This window comes from Streptomyces sp. NBC_00454, assembly GCF_041434015.1.
Taxonomy (GTDB): domain Bacteria; phylum Actinomycetota; class Actinomycetes; order Streptomycetales; family Streptomycetaceae; genus Streptomyces.
On sequence record NZ_CP107907.1, the window covers coordinates 6,749,658 to 6,765,960 of the forward strand.

Here is a 16,303-nt window from a genome sequence, read left to right on the forward strand (position 1 = left end):
TCTTATCTAGCATTAGCCGCTGTGATGGATGAACTGCCTGTGGACCAGGTGCGGACGCTGCTCGCGGTGATCGACGGGGGCACCTTCGACGCGGCGGCCGCCGCTCTGCACGTGACCCCCTCCGCCGTCAGCCAGCGCGTCAAGGCGCTGGAGCAGCGGACCGGGCGGGTCCTGCTGATGCGGACCAAACCGGTGCGCGCGACCGAGTCCGGGGAGGTCGTCCTGCGCTTCGCGCGGCAGCTGGCCCGGCTGGAGCGGGACGCGCGGGCCGAGCTCGGGATGGCGCAGGGCCTGGGGCCCGTGCGGCTACCGATCGCGGTCAACGCGGACTCGCTGGCCACGTGGTTCCTGCCCGCGCTGACCCGGGTGCCGCAGGATCCGCCCGTCTGCTTCGAACTGCACCGCGAGGACGAGGGGCACGCGACCGAGCTGCTGCGGGACGGCCGCGTGATGGCGGCGGTGACCTCGCAGCCGGAGGCGGTGGCGGGGTGCACGGTGCGCAAGCTGGGGCTGGCGCGGTACCTGCCGGTGGCGAGCCCCGGGTTCGCGGACCGGCACCTGCAGGGGAGGGTGGACCGGGACCTGCGGGTGGCCCCGGTGGTCGTCTTCGACCGGCGGGACCTGATCCAGGACCGCTTCGTGCGGATGCTGACGGCGGACGAGGGGGCCGGTGCCTCGGAGGTACGGCACTACGTGCCCACCTCGGAGGGGTTCTGCGACGCCGCGGTCGCCGGGCTGGGCTGGGCGATGGTGCCGGAGGCGCAGGCGGAGCCGTTGGTGGAGCAGGGGCGGCTGGTCGTCATCGCGCCGGGGCGCAAGCTCGACGTACCGCTGTACTGGCAGCAGTGGAAGCTCGATTCGCCCGCGCTGTCGACGGTGGCGTCGGTGATCGCGCAGGCGGCGGCGGGGGCACTTCACTAGGGCTCGTGAGGTTCCCCCGCCGCGGCGGGCCCGTACCAGCAGTGCCTCAGGCGCCGACGTAGGCCGCGAGGTGCTCGCCGGTGAGGGTGGAGCGGGCGGCGACGAGGTCGGCCGGGGTGCCTTCGAAGACGATCCGTCCGCCGTCGTGGCCGGCGCCGGGGCCGAGGTCGATGATCCAGTCGGCGTGCGCCATCACCGCCTGGTGGTGTTCGACGACGATGACCGACTTCCCGGAGTCGACGAGCCGGTCGAGCAGGCCGAGCAGTTGCTCGACGTCGGCGAGGTGGAGGCCGGCCGTCGGCTCGTCGAGGACGTACACCCCGCCCTTCTCGGACATGTGCGTGGCCAGCTTGAGCCGCTGCCGTTCTCCGCCCGACAGCGTGGTGAGCGGCTGGCCGAGGGTGAGGTAGCCGAGCCCGACGTCGGCGAGCCGGACGAGGATGCGGTGCGCGGCGGGGGTGGCCGCCTCACCCGCGGCGAAGAACTCCTCGGCCTCGGCCACCGACATGGCCAGTACCTCGCTGATGTCGCGGCCGCCGAGGTGGTGCTCCAGGACCGAGGCGTCGAAGCGCCTGCCCTCGCACACCTCGCAGGTGGTGGCCACGCCGGCCATCATCGCCAGGTCGGTGTAGACGACCCCGATGCCGTTGCAGTTGGGGCAGGCCCCCTCGGAGTTGGCGCTGAACAGGGCGGGCTTGACCCCGTTGACCTTGGCGAACGCCTTGCGGATCGGGTCGAGCAGCCCCGTGTACGTGGCCGGGTTGCTCCGCCGCGAACCGCGGATCGCGCCCTGGTCGACCGAGATCACCTCCGCGCCGAGCGCCCCCGACCGGCCGGGCAGCGAGCCGTGGACCAGCGAGCTCTTGCCGGAGCCGGCGACCCCCGTGACCACGGCGAGCACCCCGAGCGGGATGTCCACGTCGATGTCCTGGAGGTTGTGCGCCGTGGCGCCCCGGATCTCCAGCGTGCCGGTGGGCTTGCGCACCGTCTCCTTGACGGCGGCCCGGTCGTCGAAATGGCGGCCGGTGATGGTGCCGCCGGTCCGCAGCCCCTCGACGGTGCCCTCGAAGCAGACGGTGCCGCCCGCCGACCCGGCGCCGGGACCGAGGTCGACGACGTGGTCGGCGATCACGATCGTCTCCGGCTTGTGCTCCACCACGAGCACCGTGTTGCCCTTGTCCCGCAGCCGCAGCAGCAGGCCGTTCATCCGCTGGATGTCATGGGGGTGCAGGCCGATGGTGGGCTCGTCGAAGACGTAGGTCACGTCGGTCAGCGAGGAGCCGAGGTGGCGGATCATCTTGACGCGCTGGGACTCGCCGCCCGACAGCGTGCCCGAGGGCCGGTCGAGGGAGAGGTAGCCGAGGCCGATCTCCACGAACGAGTCGAGGGTCCGCCGCAGCGCGTCGAGCAGCGGCGCGACCGAGGGCTCGTCGAGGCCCCGTACCCATGCGGCCAGGTCGCTGATCTGCATCGCGCAGGCGTCCGCGATGCTGATCTTCTTGATCTTCGAGGACCGGGCCCCCTCGGTGAGCCGGGTGCCTTCGCAGTCGGGGCAGGTGGTGAAGGTGACCGCCCGCTCCACGAACGCCCGGATGTGCGGCTGCATCGCCTCCTTGTCCTTGGACAGGAAGGACTTCTGGATCTTGGGGATCAGCCCCTCGAAGGTGAGGTTCACGCCCTCGACCTTCACCTTGGTCGGCTCCCGGTACAGGAAGTCCTGCATCTCCCGCTTGGTGTACTTGCGGATCGGCTTGTCCGGATCGAGGAGGCCCGACTCGGCGTAGACCCGCACGGTGAAGAAGCTGTCGGACTTCCAGCCGGGGATGGTGAACGCACCTTCGGCGAGCGACTTGGAATCGTCGTAGAGCTGGGTGAGGTCGATGTCGGAGACCGCGCCCCGGCCCTCGCAGCGCGTGCACATGCCGCCGGTGCGGCTGAAGGTCCGCTTGACGGTCTTCGTCCGGTCGGTGCCGCGGTCGACCTTGTACGCACCGCTCGCCTGGACCGAGGCCACGTTGAAGGAGAAGGCCTGGGGGGAGCCGATGTGCGGCTTCCCGAGCCGGCTGAAGAGGATGCGCAGCATCGCGTTGGCGTCGGTGGCGGTGCCGACCGTGGAGCGGGGGTCGCCGCCCAGCCGCTGCTGGTCCACGGAGATGGCCGTGGTCAGCCCTTCGAGCACGTCGACCTCGGGACGCGCGAGCGTGGGCATGAACCCCTGCACGAAGGCGCTGTAGGTCTCGTTGATCAGCCGCTGCGACTCCGCCGCGATGGTGCCGAAGACCAGTGAGCTCTTGCCCGAGCCGGAGACCCCGGTGAACACCGTCAGCTGGCGCTTGGGGATCTCGACGCTGACGTCCTTGAGGTTGTTCACGCGCGCGCCGTGCACACGGATCACGTCGTGGCTGTCCGACCGGCTGTCCGTCTTCCTGGCCTTGCTCATCGTCTCTCCATCAGCTCGACGGGGCCGCGTGCGCGGCGACGTTCCTCTGTTTACCCGATCGGTGGTGTCGGCCGGGGCGGCGCAACGCCCGTACGACCGACACCGTCCCGCGGGCACATGGGGGCGGAGCGTCGGGCCAACCGGCGGTCGTGGTGTGTCAGTTCGCGGTGGCCCCGCGCGGCCGGCTGAAGCGGATCATGTTGCCGGCCGGGTCGCGGAAGGCGCAGTCGCGGACACCGTACGGCTGGTCCACCGGCTCCTGGAGCACCTCGGCGCCGGTGGCGCGGATGTGTTCGAAGGTGGCGTCGACGTCGTCGGTCGAGAAGATCACGCCGCGCAGCAGACCCTTGGCGAGCAGTTCCGCCATGGCCTCCCTGTCGGCGGCCGAGGCGTTGGGGTCGGCGAGCGGCGGTTCGAGGACGATCTCCACGCCCGGCTGTGCGGGGGAGCCCACGGTCACCCAGCGCATCCCGCCGAACCCGACGTCCTTGAGCACCTCCAGGCCGAGGGCGTCACGGTAGAAGCCGAGCGCCTTGTCGTGGTCGTCGACGGCGATGAAGCACTGCGAAAGGTTGATTTCCATGGGTTTCACGCTACGGGCGGCCGGTCCGGGAAGGCTTCTCCATTCCTGACCGCTTGCTCCGGTCGGCCGGATGAAGATCCTGGTGACGCCCGGCCCTGGTGCCCCTGGCCTGCGAAGAGCCCGCACGCAGGGCATAGGCTGCTGGCATGGAGTCCTACACGATCGGCCAGGCGGCTCGGCTGCTCGGCGTCAGCGTTGACACGGCCCGGCGATGGGCGGACGCGGACCGGTTCCCGACGCGCCGCGAGGGCGCGCGGCGCATGGTGGACGGCCCGGACCTGGCCGCGTTCTGCGTGCAGGTCGCGCAGGAGGGTGCCGAGGGCGACGAAGCCCCGTACACCTCGGCGCGCAACGCGTTCCCCGGCATCGTGACCGGGGTCAAGCTCGGCACGGTCGACGCGCAGGTGGAGATCCAGGCCGGGCCGCACCGCGTCGTGTCGCTGCTGACGCGGGAAGCGGTGGAGGAGCTCGGGCTGGAGGTCGGGGCGCGGGCGACGGCCCGGGTGAAGTCGACGAGCGTGTTCATCGACCGGGCGTAACGGGGCGCTGCCCCGGCCGTCCTCGCGCGATGGCTCAGCGCACGGATTCCCGGAGCAGCGCGGCGGCCTCGCGCGCCGCGTCCACGGCTCCGGCGCGGGCGGCCTCGCGGTCGGAGTCGGACCGGGTGTAGGTCAGGATGACCATCAGGTTGCTCAGACGGAAGCAGACCTGCGCGGTCGCGCGGCGCTCGGGATCGGGCGTACGGAAGCGGATGAACGCCTCGTCGCCCACGCCCGGGACGACCGCCGGGGTGGTCTGCTCCCAGCCCAGCAGGTTCTCGCGCTCTTCGCGCAGGTCCTTGACGGCGAGGCTCTCGGTGACGCGGAAGGGCTGGAGGAAGATCCCGCCCCGGTTCGGGCCCTCCGCGCGCGGGGCGGACCAACTGCACGAACCGCTCTCGTCCCGGCCGCCGTAGGAGGTGGGCACCAGCCGGTGCACGGTCTCCGGGGACAGCAGTGCGCACGGGCGGGGGTCGGCGGTGAAATCGCCCTCGCGGTCCAGCTGCCAGTACTTCCACCCGAGGAATCCGCAGATGGGCAGGACGACCAGCGCCATCAGGAGGAGGCTCGTCAGCGCGGCGGGCCGAAGGCGTGCGGGTTTGCCCGGGGGTGTGGTCACCGCGGCAGCATAGGGGTCGCGTACGAGAGTCGCACGAACGTTTCCGCGCCTGCCCGGACGCGGGGCGCGCCGGAGCCGGTGGCAGACTGGCCGGTGATCCGCCGAAGGGGAGTACGACGTTGTCCATGTTCAGCAATCTGCGCCGGGCCGTGCGCCGCGGGTACCACCGCGCCGTCGACCTCAGCCACCCGGCCCGCTCCCCGCTCGGCAGCGCCGTGGTCAACTGCATCGTGTACCGGGACGGCGAGCGCCAGGACGGCACCGCCGACGCCGGCGAGGCGCTGCGCCGGGTCCGTAAGACGGGCGAGGGGTTCGTCTGGATCGGGCTGCACGAGCCCTCCCAGGAAGAACTCGCGGGCCTCGCCGAGCTGTTCGGCCTGCACCCGCTCGCCGTCGAGGACGCGGTACACGCACACCAGCGCCCCAAGATCGAGCGCTACGACGACACCCTCTTCGCCGTCTTCAAGACCGTGAGCTACGTGGAGCACGTGGAGCTGACCGCGACGAGCGAGGTCGTGGAGACCGGCGAGCTCATGGCCTTCGCCGGCGAGGGCTTCGTCATCACCATCCGGCACGGCGGCCGCGGCACCCTCGGGTCGGTCCGCGAGGAGCTGGAGGCCGCCCCCGAGCAGCTGGCCAAGGGGCCGGTCGCCGTCCTGCACGCCATCGTCGACCACGTGGTCGACGAGTACGTGGCCGTCACGGACGCGGTGCAGAGCGACATCGAGGCCGTCGAGACCATGGTGTTCAGCGAGTACGACGGCCGCGGCGACGCGGGCCGGATCTACCAGCTCAAGCGCGAACTCCTGGAACTGCGCCGCGCGGTGGCCCCGCTGAGCCGACCGCTCCACCAGCTGAGCACGCAGCCGATAGCGGTCATCCCGCCGGAGATGCGCACGTACTTCCGTGACGTCGCCGACCACTTGACCCGCGCCACCGACCAGATCAGCGCCTACGACGCCCTGCTCGACTCCATCCTCCAGGCGCACCTCGCGCAGGTGACCGTCGCGCAGAACGAGGACATGCGCAAGATCACCGCCTGGGCGGCGATCGTCGCCGTCCCGACGATGGTCTGCGGGGTCTACGGCATGAACTTCGACAACATGCCCGAACTGCACTGGACTTACGGGTACCCGATCACCCTCGGCGTGATGGCCGTCGCCTGCTTCGTCATCCACCGGGGCTTCCGGCGCAACGGCTGGCTCTGAGCGAAATCCTCGTGTGGCCGGATCCCGCCGCCGGGTAGGGTCCGCCTGAACAGGGGATCACGGTGAACGGGCAGGTGGGACGGGGACATGGACCAGCAGGCAGTGGCGAACGCGGTGTTGACCGGACAGCGGGTGCGGCTGGAGCCGCTGGAGCTGCGGCACCACGACGGGCTGTGCGAGGCGATCCGTGACGGCAGCCTCTGGGAGCTCGCGGTGACGATCGTCCCGCATCCGGACGAGGTGCGGGGCTTCATCGAGCAGGGCGCGCAGGCGCGCGCGGAGGGCACGCAGATCCCGTACGCGACGGTGGACGCGCGGACGGGTCGGGTCCTCGGCTCGACGCGGCTGATGGTGATCAACACCAAGTTCCGGCGGCTGGAGATCGGCTGGACCTTCCTCGCGGCGTCCAGCCAGCGGACCGGTGTGAACACCGAGGCGAAGCTCTTGATGCTGACCCACGCCTTCGAGGCGATGGAGATGAACCGCGTCGAGCTGCTGACGGACGTGCGCAACGCCAAGTCCCGGGCTGCGATCGCCGGTCTGGGCGCCACGCACGAAGGGGTGCTGCGCCACCACATGCTCATGCCGGACGGCTGGATCCGCGACACCGCGGTGTACAGCATCACGCGCCCGGAATGGCCGGACGCCAAGCGCGCGCTGCAGGGCCGAGTGACGGCGGGCCGCACCTCCGCCTGAGCGGGGCGGACGGCGATCCATCAGGTACCCCTACCGCTGGGCCCGGGCCAGGAAGTGGTTGGCGGCGTCCTCGTACGTGGCCAGGTGCCAGCCCGCCGCTTCGAGGGCCGGCCGGAGGTTCGGCTCGGCCAGCGGGTCGTCGGGGCTGACGGCGCGGCCGTGGCGGGCGGCGCGTTCCGCGCGGCCGGAGGGGTGGAAGAGCAGCAGTTCCCCGCCGGGCGCGGTGACGCGGGCCCATTCGCGCAGTGCGGCGTCCGGATGCGGCAGGTGGTCCAGGAGCCCGGCGGCGAAGATGCCGTGCACGGCTCGGGAGGGCAGCGGGAGCCGCCCGCAGTCGGCCAGCAGCAGCCCCGCGGCCGCCCCGCCGCGGCCCGCGCGGGCGGCCGCCGTGAGCATGGCGTGCGTGAGGTCGACGCCGATCACGGTGCCGGCGGCTCCGACCAGGGCCCGTAGCGCGGGCAGGGCGCGGCCGCTGCCACAGCCCAGATCGAGCGCGCGCTGGCCGGGCCGCAGCCGCATCCGGGCGACGGCTGCCTCGTAGGCGGGGGTCTGGTAGGCGAAGCGCTCCTCCCAGGCGGCGGCCCGGGGTGTGAAGAAGGTCCGGGTGGCGGTGGTCTGGGCCCGTCCGGCGACCAGCTCGGCGAATCGGCGCAGGACCCCGTGGTCGGCCTCCTCCGGGACCGGGAGCCCCCATGCGCTGGCCCCGACGCGGAATCCGTGCGGCGCGGCGGCCCCGCCGAGCAGCGGGTCGGTGGCCCCGCACCCGGTACCGCCCGAGCCCGCGGCCTGGGCGAGGAGCCGGGCTCCCTCCCCGAGCGCGAGTACGGGGACCTCGGCGGCCAGCGCCGGGCCGACGAGGGGGAGCGCCGCGGGGGTGGCGGTGGGGGAGAGGATCAGCGCGTCGACGCCGGTGAGGGTGGCGGGGAGCGGGTCGTCGGCGCCGGGCCGGAACGGGCGGATGCGCAGACCGGCCGCCTCGATGGCAGCCGTGGGCGCTTCTCCGATCACGAGGACGGCCATCGGCCACTCCATCCGTTACGCACGCCTGCGCGCGCTGTTGCCGCACATGTGGTTCCTGCAACCGAATAGGGCCGCATATGCGTAAGGATGCCTCGTCTTGGCTCTGATAAGCCAGGGGCCCGCGCGCCGAACACCGCTGATCGGCGCGCGGGAGCTCCCCCTCACGCCACGGTCGCCGGCGAGAGAGCCGCAAGCGCCAGGCCGGTGGCCGTGGGTGTCCAGTCAGTGAACCAAGGGTCCACGGCTCCGGGGAATTGGTGCCGAATACGGAAATCTCGCCCTTCACGGGCGCCGAGCTGGTGGATGCTCCAAGAGCCGAACGGCCGGTTCCGGGGGGTTGAGTCGGCGCGAGATCTGGTAGTAAAGTTTCCTAACGAAGTCGCCCGAGCATCAACTCCCTCATGGAGGTACCGTGTTCACCCCCCACCGCAAGCGACTGGCCATCAGTGCCCTGCTCGGCACTGCACTTCTCGCCGTACCCGTCACCGCCCACGCGACCGCCGCCGCCCCCGCCGCGGCTCCGGCCGTCACGGGAGCTTCGGTGGCCGCCGCCGTCGGGCTCGACGATCCGGCGAAGAAGGACATAGCCATGCAGATCGTCTCCAGCGCCGAGAACTCCTCGCTGGACTGGAAGGCGCAGTACAAGTACATCGAGGACATAGACGACGGTCGCGGCTACACGGGTGGAATCATCGGATTCTGTTCCGGCACGCACGACATGCTCGAGCTCGTCCAGTACTACACGAGCATCAAGCCGGGCAACGTCCTCGCCAAGTACCTCCCCGCCCTCAAGAAGGTCGACGGCAGCGACTCGCACTCCGGCCTCGACCCCAACTTCACCAAGGACTGGGCGAAGGCGGCCGCCGACTCCGACTTCAGGAAGGCCCAGGACCACGAGCGCGACCGGGTCTACTTCAACCCCGCCGTCAGCCAGGGCAAGGCCGACGGGGTGGGCGCGCTCGGGCAGTTCGCCTACTACGACGCCATCGTCATGCACGGTGACGGAACCGATTCCACCAGCTTCCGCAACATCCGCAAGCGCGCCCTCTCCAAGGCCAAGCCCCCGTCCCAGGGCGGCAACGAGACCACCTGGCTCAACGCCTTCCTCGACGCCCGCGTCTGGGCGATGAAGCAGGAGGAGGCGCACAGCGACACCAGCCGCGTGGACACGGCGCAGCGGGTGTGGGTCAAGAAGGGCAACTTCAACCTCAACACCCCGCTGGACTGGAAGGTTTACGGGGACTCGTACCACATCGGCTGACGGCTCCGGCCGATCCGTGCGGCGGCCCGGGGCAGACCCCCTCCCCTCCCCGGGCCGCCGCCCGCCGTCCCGCCCGCCGCCGCAGCGCCCAGCCCGCCAGGACCGCCGCGCCCGCGAGCCCGTACGCCACCGGGATCGTCTGACCGCCGAGCGCGCGCACCGACACGTACGCCGCCAGGCCCGCGACCGCCACCCCGAGCCACTCCGCCCGCCCGTCGAGGGCCACCAGCGCGATGAGCAGCAGCGCGTACCAGGAGTACCCCGGAGTCATCAGCAGGAACGCCGTGCCCGTCACCAGCAGGGCTCCGCTCCAGGGCTGCCCGGGATCGCCGCGCCGCCACACGTACGCCACCACGGCGAGGACGCCGACCGCCACGGCGGGCACCGCCCAGGAGTCCGGGAGCACCAGCCGCAGCAGCGCGTACCGGCCGCCCGCGCCCGGATCCTCGTACCCCTCCTCCTGCGCGTAGCCGCCCAGGTACCCGAAGACCGAGGAGCGCGAGGCGAGCACGTACGGCAGGTACGTCAGCCCCACCACCGCGGCCGCCGGAACCAGCAGCGCCGCGGCGTCCCGCCACCGCCGTACGCCGGCCAGCGCGCCCGGCAGCAGCACCGCGGGCAGCAATTTCGCCGCGATCGCCAGCCCGAAGAGCGCCCCGCCCAGGACCCGCCGGCGCACGACCACCCCCAGCGCCGCCACCGACAGCAGGACGGCGAGCACGTCCACGTGCGCGTTGTTCACCGCCTCCACCGCCACCGCCGGACACCAGGCCCAGTACGCGACGTCACGCAGCTGCGCGCCCCGGCGGCGCTGGACCAGCAGCAGCGCCCCGGTGACGGCGAGCGCCAGCAGGGCCCCGCCCACCTGGAAGGCCTTGTGGCGCACGCCCGGTGGGGAAAGGAAGTGGACGAGCCCGAACCAGCCCTCGGCGACGGGCGGGTAGATGGTGTGCACGGTGGGCCGGTTGATCCGGGTGCACACCCCCGGCTCGACGGCCACCAGGTCCCGCTGCCCGGCGCAGGCGGCCCCGCCCCGGAAGCCCTGGGGGAACAGCCAGTCGTCGCGCAGCGCGCGCAGCGCCGGATCGGCGGGGGCGTGGTCGTACGGGGAGATCCCCGCGGCCTGCACCCGCCCGTCCCAGGCGTAGCGGAAGGAATCGGTGCTGGTCAGCGGGGGCCCGGCCAGCCCCGCGGCGCAGACGGCCACCGCACCCGCCAGCAGGAGCGGTACCAGGAACCGGCCCGGCACCCGGCGCAGCGACCACACGGCCGCGGCGAACAGCGTCCACGCCGCCGCGTACCACCAGGTGAGCCCGGCCGGATCCGAGAAGTAGCCCTCCTCGCGGACGGCCGGCACGAGCACGGCCGTCAGGGCGGCGAGCAGCAGCACGGTGAGGGCGACGCGGGCTCGGGGGTGGTGCGCGCGGGGGCGGTTCATACGGGTCAGCGTGGCAGCGCGGACCGCCGCCGGGTGTGCGACCGGGCCCGGCGTCCGCGTTTCGTAAGGTGTCGAACCGCCCGCGCGGGGGCCTTCGGCGCTGTGATGGAGGGCATGACGTCCCCTCCTCCCGAGCCGCCCGCCGTGCCCGGGCCGCCGGCCACTCCCGGGCCGCCCGCTACCGTCAGGGCGCGCGGCAGGCTCGCGCTCCCGCCGGTCCGGCCGCCCTCCTTCTCCGGCCGCCTCCACGACGCCCGCACCGCCACCTCCATCGGCCGCTGGCTCGGCGTGGCCTTCCTCGTCTGTTTCGTCACCGGTCTGATCAGCCACTACCTCCAGCACCCGCCCGGCTGGGCGGCCGATCTGCTGCCCAGCCGTCCGGTCTGGGGCTACCGGCTCAGCCAGGGCCTGCACATCGCGAGCGGGCTCGCCGCGATCGTGCTGCTGCTCGTGAAACTGTGGACGGTCTACCCGCGGCTGTTCGCGTGGCCGCCGGTGCGCGGCGTCCTGCACGCGCTGGAACGGCTGTCGGTGGCGGTCCTGGTGGCCTCCGCCGTGCTGGAGGTGTTCACCGGGCTCCTCAACATCGCCGAGTGGTACCCGTGGCCCTTCGGCTTCATCCAGACGCACTTCGCGCTGGCCTGGGTGGTGACGGGCTCGCTGCTCCTGCACATCGCCGTCAAGGCCCCTGAGATCAAGGCGCATTGGAGCCGCCGCTCGCCCGGCACGCTCGAACTGCCCGCCCAGGACGGCCCCGACCGCCGCTCCCTGATGCTCGGCGTCGGCGCGGCCGTCGGCGCCGTCACCCTCACCACCGTCGGCCAGGCCTTCACCCCGCTGGGGAGCCTCGACCTGCTCGCGCCCCGGCACCCCGACCACGGGCCGCAGGGGCTCCCGGTCAACCGGACGGCCGCGGCCGCCGGGGTCACGGACCGGGCCGTACGGGACTGGCGGCTGGAGGTGCGCGGGCCGACCCCGTACAGCCTGACGCTCGATCAACTCCGGGCGCTGCCCCGGGCGCAGTCGCGGCTGCCCATCGCGTGCGTGGAGGGCTGGAGCGTGGAGGCGGCCTGGAGCGGGGTCCGGATCAGCGACCTCCTGGCCCTTGCCGGGGCCCGACCCGGAGCGGGGCTGCGGGTCACTTCGCTGGAAAGGTCGGGCTCGTACCGGGTGATGGAGATGGGCCGCGACTACGCCGAGGACCCGCTGACCCTGCTCGCGCTGGAGCTGAACGGGCAGGTCCTGACCGTCGACCACGGCTACCCGGCGCGCATCATCGCGCCGAACCGCCCCGGCGTCCTGCAGACCAAGTGGGTCACCCTGCTGGAGGTGTTGTGAACACCGTGCGGTGGATGCGCTGGATCCTGGGCGGGTGCGGGCTGCTGCTGATCGCGATCGGCGGCCGGCTGCTGTCGGTGCTGCCCGATCCCCTCGACGTCATGGTGTGGCTGGGCGGCGCGCTCGTCCTGCACGACGGGATCGTCGCGCCGCTGGTCCTGGCGGCCGGGCTGGCTGTGGCGGCCGTGCCCGCGCGGGGCGTCGTACGGGGGGCCCTGCTGACGGCGGGCGTGCTCGTACTGGTCACCCTGCCCCTGCTGCTGCGGCCGGGAACGCCGCCGAACCCCTCGGCGCTGCCGCTGCCGTACGGGCGGAACCTGCTGATCGTGCTCGCCGTGGTGGCGGCGGCCGCGGTGGCGGTGGCACTGGCCGGGCGGCGCGGGCGGGCACGGGCCCGGCAAGATCCGAAAGGAACTGCCTAGGGGTGCAGATGGGTGCGCTGCCCGTCGTGGTCGAGGATGCACAGGATCTCGGCGGGCCCGCCGATCGCCCCGAAGGCGTGCGGGACCATCGTGGAGAACTCCGCCGCCTCCCCGGCCTCGACCCTGATGTTCCGTTCGCCCAGCAGCAGTTCGACGGTGCCCGACAGTACGGTGAACCAGTCCTTGCCGGGATGGACGCGCAGGGGTTCGGTGTCCCGCGGCGGCGCCGGCTTGGTGAGCCGCATCTTGGCCACGGTCGTTCCGTGCGGACCGGCGTCGCGGGACAGCAGCCAGCTGGTCACCCCCCGGGTCTCGTCGCGGTGCGGCCTGATCACCACGTCCTCGTCGGTGGCGGACTCCACCAACTGGTCGAGGGTGGCGCCCAGGGCCCGGGCGATGGGGCTCAGCTGGTCGAGGCTGATCCGGCGGTGGCCGGTCTCGATGCGGCTGAGCGTGGACGGGCTGAGATAGCAGCGGGCGGCCAGGTCGTCGAGCGACCATCCCTTGGCCAGGCGCAGGCTCCGGATCCGCTTGCGGACGAGGGTGTCGATTTCACTGTCTTGCGTCATACGCAAGATGGTATGCGATTGGCGCAAACCGCTCGTAGGGTTGAAGACATGAACACGGACCAGCACGAGCACCAGCAGCACCAGCACGGGGACCACCACCGGAGCCACGGACACGGGCAGGGCCACGGGCGCGGGCACGGGCACGGTGAGGGGAACGGCCACGGCCCCGCCGCCGAGGCCGCCCTCGCCGAGATGCTCGACCTCGACGCCGAGGTCCTGCACGACTACCTCACCGGAGCCGTCGGCCTGGTCCACGGCCTCACCGCCGGGGACCCGCCCGTCCGCCGGATCCTCGACGTGGGCAGCGGCACCGGTACGGGCACCTTCGCCCTCCTCCAGCGCTTCGAAGGGGCCGAGGCGACCACCCTCGACATCTCCGCGGGGATGCTGGAGCACCTGGGGAACAAGGCCCGCACCCTCGGCCTCGCCGACCGGGTCCACCCGGTACGCGCCGACCTGGACGCGGCCTGGCCGGCCGTCGGCCCCGCCGACCTGGTGTGGGCCTCCACCTCCCTGCACCACATGGCGGACCCGGGCCGCGCCCTCGCCGAGATCCACGCCGCGCTGCGCCCAGGTGGCCTCCTCGCGGTGGCCGAGTTCGACACCCTCCCGCGCTTCCTCCCCGAGGACATCGGCATCGGACGCCCCGGACTGGAAGAGCGCGCCCAGGCCCTCATCGACGCCGCCAAGGCCGAGGACGTGCCGCACCTCGGCTCCGACTGGGGCGCCCTGCTGACGGGGGCCGGATTCACCATCGAAGCCGAAGAACTGTTCACCGTGGAGCTGACGGACCCGCTGCCCGCGGCCGCCGGCCGGTACGCGCAGAGCACCCTGCGCCGCGTCCGCGACCACGTCGCCGACCGCCTCGACGCGCAGGACCGGGCCGCCTTCGCGGCGCTCCTCGACGGCGAGGGCCCCGAATCCCTCCCGCACCGCACCGACCTCCGCATCAGGGCTCGGCGCACCGTGTGGGTGGCCCGCAGGCCGTGAACGCACCAGGCTCCGCCGGGATGGGAAGGCCGGGAAGTCCTACGAAGCCTCGCCCGGCCGGATGAGCACCGTGAAGGACCGGCCCGCCGCCGTCCAGTGCCCGCCGGAGGTCCAGCCCGCGGCCGCGGCGTGCCGGATCAGGGCCGCGGTGTCGACGCGGGCCCAGGGGAAGGGGGAGCCGAGGCCGCCGCGGCCGTCGGCCACGCGGACCTCGCAGCGCTCGTCCACCTCGACCTCGGCCTCCGCCTCCGCGCACTCCACGATCAGGGAGCCCGTCACCACCAGCACCTCGGCCATCCGCCGCAGCAGCGCCGCCGGGTCGCCGCCGATGCCGATGTTGCCGTCGATCAGCAGACCCGTGTCCCAACGCCCCTCGCCCGGCAGGGAGTCGAAGACCGACCGGTGCAGTGCCGTGCCCCCCGACCGGGCGGTACGGGCCACCGCCTCCGGGCTGACGTCGATGCCCAGCGCCCGGTGTCCCCGGGCGGCCAGCGCCGACACCAGCCTTCCCGGGCCGCAGCCGATGTCGATGACGGCGCCCCGGCAGCGCCGCAGCACCGTACGGTCCGCCCGGTCGGGGGCCTCGCACCAGCGCTCCACATCCAGCGGGAGCAGCCAGCCGTCGCCCCGCCGCAGGTAGAGGGGGCCGCGGCCGCTGCGCAGGGCCACGGTGTAGGGGTCGGCGGACCAGGCCTTGGCGGAGGTGGCCCCGGCCGGGGTGGCGGGGGCGGCCGCGCCCGGTCCCGTAACGGGGGCGAGCGTGCTCATCGGCGTACCGCCAGCCGCGCCGCGAACGAGCCTTCCGGCGCTTCGGCGGCGACCAGCCGGGCGTCCTCGGCGGTGTCCACGTCCCGCAGCACCGGCAGCCGCCCGATGCGGAGCCCGGCCGCGCGCAGCCGCTCGTACTGGACGGCGCCCGTCTCGGGCACCGACATCGGTACCCCGCGCAGCAGCGCGGGATCGGGGACGGCCAGTCCGAGCGCCCAGAACCCGCCGTCGACGGCCGGGCCGAACCAGGCGTCGTACGCCGACCAGTCCACCTGCAGCAGCTCCGGGGTGACCTGCGGGGTGTCCATACCGATCAGCAGGGCCGGTCCGGTGCACGCCTCGAAGGCGGCGGCGAGCCGCAGGTCCAGGGTGCCCGGCCGCTGCGGGATCACCTCGAAGCCGGGCGGCAGCCACGGTCCGGGCCGGCCTTCGAGGACCAGGACCCGGCGGGCCGCGGGGGTGCGGGCCACGGCGGCGAGGGTGTCGGCGAGGGCGGCCTCGGCCAGCTCCGCCGCCTCGGCGGGGGTGAACGGCGGGGTGAGCCGCGTCTTGACCCGGCCGGGCACGGGCTCCTTCGCGATCACGAGCAGCGTGGTCCGCTCGGGGCCGGGCGTGAGGCCCGTCGCGGGGCCGGTGGTGGGGTTCATCGGGCGCCTCCGGCAGCGGATCCGGCAGCGGGGGATCCGGCGGAGGATCCCGCGGGGGTTCCGGCGGGCGATCCGGCAGGTGATCCGGACGTGGGCCGGGCCGGGGGCTCCGCCAGCACCCGGCTCATGTCGCGCACCGCCTGCCAGGTGCCCCGCCAGGTGCCGGTCACCTTCGACTTCCCCGACCTGGGCAGGTACGGCACGTCCACCTCCCGGATCCGCCAGCCCGCGTCGGACGCCCGGACCACCATCTGGAGCGGGTAGCCGGAGCGCCGGTCCGACAGGTCCAGTCCCAGCAGCCCTTCCCGGCGCGCGGCCCGCATCGGGCCGAGGTCGCGCAGCCGCAGGCCGGTCCGCCGCCGCAGCAGCCGGGCCAGCGCCAGGTTCCCGGCCCGAGCGTGCGCGGGCCAGGCGCCGCGGCCCTGCGGGCGGCGCCGGCCGAGGACCATGTCGGTCTCGCCGGCGGCGACGGCGGCCACGAAACCGGCCAGCAGTCCGGGATCCAGGGAGGCGTCGCAGTCGCAGAAGCAGACGATGTCGGCCTCGGCGGCGAGCAGTCCGGCGTGGCAGGCGGCGCCGAACCCGCGCCGGGACTCCTCCACCACGGTCGCGCCGAGCGATCGCGCGAGGTCGGCTGAGCCGTCCGTGGAGCCGTTGTCCACGACCAGGGCCCGCCAGCCCGCCGGGATGCGGGCCAGGACCCAGGGCAAGGCCTCGGCCTCGTTCAGACAGGGGAGTACGACGTCTACCGTCACGGTTTCGCTCACGGTTTCACCGTATGAACCACGGCCCCGCAAAAGGGCCGTGGAGTCCTTACGAAACGCGGACGTCCCCCCTGCGGCCC

Annotated in this window: 17 protein-coding genes; 8 read left to right on the forward strand and 9 right to left on the reverse strand. The window is 73.2% G+C overall.

Features of this window, described 5'->3' with window-relative positions; all coding sequences use genetic code 11:
* Positions 1-24: 24 nt before the first annotated feature.
* The gene (locus OHU74_RS30800; RefSeq protein ID WP_371618895.1) at positions 25-921 is read left to right on the forward strand and encodes a LysR family transcriptional regulator ArgP; all 897 of its coding nucleotides are present in this window, start codon (positions 25-27) and stop codon (positions 919-921) included.
* A gap of 46 nt (positions 922-967) precedes the next feature.
* On the opposite strand, the gene OHU74_RS30805 is transcribed toward OHU74_RS30800, so the two are convergent.
* Together OHU74_RS30805 and OHU74_RS30810 are read right to left on the reverse strand one after the other, a co-directional pair.
* Positions 968-3,361 carry an ATP-binding cassette domain-containing protein gene (locus OHU74_RS30805; protein WP_371618896.1) on the reverse strand — a complete coding sequence of 798 codons (2,394 nt, stop codon included), beginning with the start codon at positions 3,359-3,361 and terminating at the stop codon, positions 968-970.
* 157 nt (positions 3,362-3,518) lie between these two features.
* Entirely contained in the window at positions 3,519-3,944 is a 426-nt protein-coding gene (locus OHU74_RS30810; RefSeq protein WP_371618897.1) for a VOC family protein, read from the reverse strand.
* 146 nt (positions 3,945-4,090) lie between these two features.
* Here OHU74_RS30810 and OHU74_RS30815 point away from each other — a divergent pair, with 146 nt between their 5' ends.
* Positions 4,091-4,483 carry a molybdopterin-binding protein gene (locus OHU74_RS30815; RefSeq protein ID WP_371618898.1) on the forward strand — a complete coding sequence of 131 codons (393 nt, stop codon included), beginning with the start codon at positions 4,091-4,093 and terminating at the stop codon, positions 4,481-4,483.
* A gap of 34 nt (positions 4,484-4,517) precedes the next feature.
* On the opposite strand, the gene OHU74_RS30820 is transcribed toward OHU74_RS30815, so the two are convergent.
* Positions 4,518-5,102, reverse strand: coding sequence for a hypothetical protein (locus tag OHU74_RS30820; RefSeq protein ID WP_371618899.1), 585 nt, complete (start codon positions 5,100-5,102; stop codon positions 4,518-4,520).
* Between the two features lie 125 nt (positions 5,103-5,227).
* On the opposite strand from OHU74_RS30820, the gene corA reads away from it, so the two are divergent.
* Together corA and OHU74_RS30830 are read left to right on the forward strand one after the other, a co-directional pair.
* Positions 5,228-6,310 carry a magnesium/cobalt transporter CorA gene (gene corA / locus OHU74_RS30825; protein ID WP_371618900.1) on the forward strand — a complete coding sequence of 361 codons (1,083 nt, stop codon included), beginning with the start codon at positions 5,228-5,230 and terminating at the stop codon, positions 6,308-6,310.
* 87 nt (positions 6,311-6,397) lie between these two features.
* On the forward strand, positions 6,398-7,006 hold the full coding sequence (locus tag OHU74_RS30830) for a GNAT family N-acetyltransferase (RefSeq protein ID WP_371618901.1): 609 nt from the start codon (positions 6,398-6,400) through the stop codon (positions 7,004-7,006).
* Positions 7,007-7,036: 30 nt separating this feature from the next.
* Here the strand turns inward: OHU74_RS30830 and OHU74_RS30835 are convergent, their stop codons facing one another.
* Positions 7,037-8,026 carry a class I SAM-dependent methyltransferase gene (locus tag OHU74_RS30835; protein ID WP_371618902.1) on the reverse strand — a complete coding sequence of 330 codons (990 nt, stop codon included), beginning with the start codon at positions 8,024-8,026 and terminating at the stop codon, positions 7,037-7,039.
* A 412-nt stretch (positions 8,027-8,438) separates the two neighbouring features.
* On the opposite strand from OHU74_RS30835, the gene OHU74_RS30840 reads away from it, so the two are divergent.
* The gene (locus OHU74_RS30840) at positions 8,439-9,287 is read left to right on the forward strand and encodes a chitosanase (RefSeq protein WP_371618903.1); all 849 of its coding nucleotides are present in this window, start codon (positions 8,439-8,441) and stop codon (positions 9,285-9,287) included.
* Here OHU74_RS30840 and OHU74_RS30845 read toward each other — a convergent pair.
* A complete protein-coding gene (locus tag OHU74_RS30845; RefSeq protein WP_371618904.1) occupies positions 9,235-10,725 on the reverse strand; it encodes a glycosyltransferase 87 family protein in 1,491 nt (496 codons plus the stop codon). The genes OHU74_RS30840 and OHU74_RS30845 overlap by 53 nt on opposite strands.
* A gap of 114 nt (positions 10,726-10,839) precedes the next feature.
* Here OHU74_RS30845 and OHU74_RS30850 point away from each other — a divergent pair, with 114 nt between their 5' ends.
* Together OHU74_RS30850 and OHU74_RS30855 are read left to right on the forward strand one after the other, a co-directional pair.
* Entirely contained in the window at positions 10,840-12,063 is a 1,224-nt protein-coding gene (locus OHU74_RS30850) for a molybdopterin-dependent oxidoreductase (protein WP_371618905.1), read from the forward strand.
* Positions 12,060-12,485 (forward strand): hypothetical protein, encoded by a 426-nt coding sequence (locus OHU74_RS30855; RefSeq protein WP_371618906.1) that lies wholly within the window; start codon positions 12,060-12,062, stop codon positions 12,483-12,485. The genes OHU74_RS30850 and OHU74_RS30855 overlap by 4 nt, the downstream gene beginning before the upstream one ends.
* Here OHU74_RS30855 and OHU74_RS30860 read toward each other — a convergent pair.
* Entirely contained in the window at positions 12,482-13,054 is a 573-nt protein-coding gene (locus OHU74_RS30860) for an XRE family transcriptional regulator (protein WP_371618907.1), read from the reverse strand. The genes OHU74_RS30855 and OHU74_RS30860 overlap by 4 nt on opposite strands.
* 48 nt (positions 13,055-13,102) lie before the next feature.
* Between OHU74_RS30860 and OHU74_RS30865 the strand changes: the two genes are divergently transcribed.
* Positions 13,103-14,044, forward strand: coding sequence for a methyltransferase (locus OHU74_RS30865; RefSeq protein WP_371618908.1), 942 nt, complete (start codon positions 13,103-13,105; stop codon positions 14,042-14,044).
* A gap of 39 nt (positions 14,045-14,083) precedes the next feature.
* Here the strand turns inward: OHU74_RS30865 and OHU74_RS30870 are convergent, their stop codons facing one another.
* The 3 genes from OHU74_RS30870 to OHU74_RS30880 are packed head-to-tail and all read right to left on the reverse strand — an operon-like array spanning position 14,084 to position 16,226.
* The gene (locus tag OHU74_RS30870; RefSeq protein WP_371618909.1) at positions 14,084-14,812 is read right to left on the reverse strand and encodes a class I SAM-dependent methyltransferase; all 729 of its coding nucleotides are present in this window, start codon (positions 14,810-14,812) and stop codon (positions 14,084-14,086) included.
* Positions 14,809-15,459, reverse strand: a complete 651-nt coding sequence (locus OHU74_RS30875; protein ID WP_371618910.1) for a DUF2064 domain-containing protein — start codon at positions 15,457-15,459, stop codon at positions 14,809-14,811. The genes OHU74_RS30870 and OHU74_RS30875 overlap by 4 nt, the downstream gene beginning before the upstream one ends.
* Complete coding sequence (locus OHU74_RS30880) at positions 15,456-16,226, reverse strand: glycosyltransferase family 2 protein (protein ID WP_371618911.1); 771 nt, start codon at positions 16,224-16,226, stop codon at positions 15,456-15,458. Before OHU74_RS30880 ends, OHU74_RS30875 begins: the two co-directional genes overlap by 4 nt.
* Between the last annotated feature and the right edge of the window lie 77 nt (positions 16,227-16,303).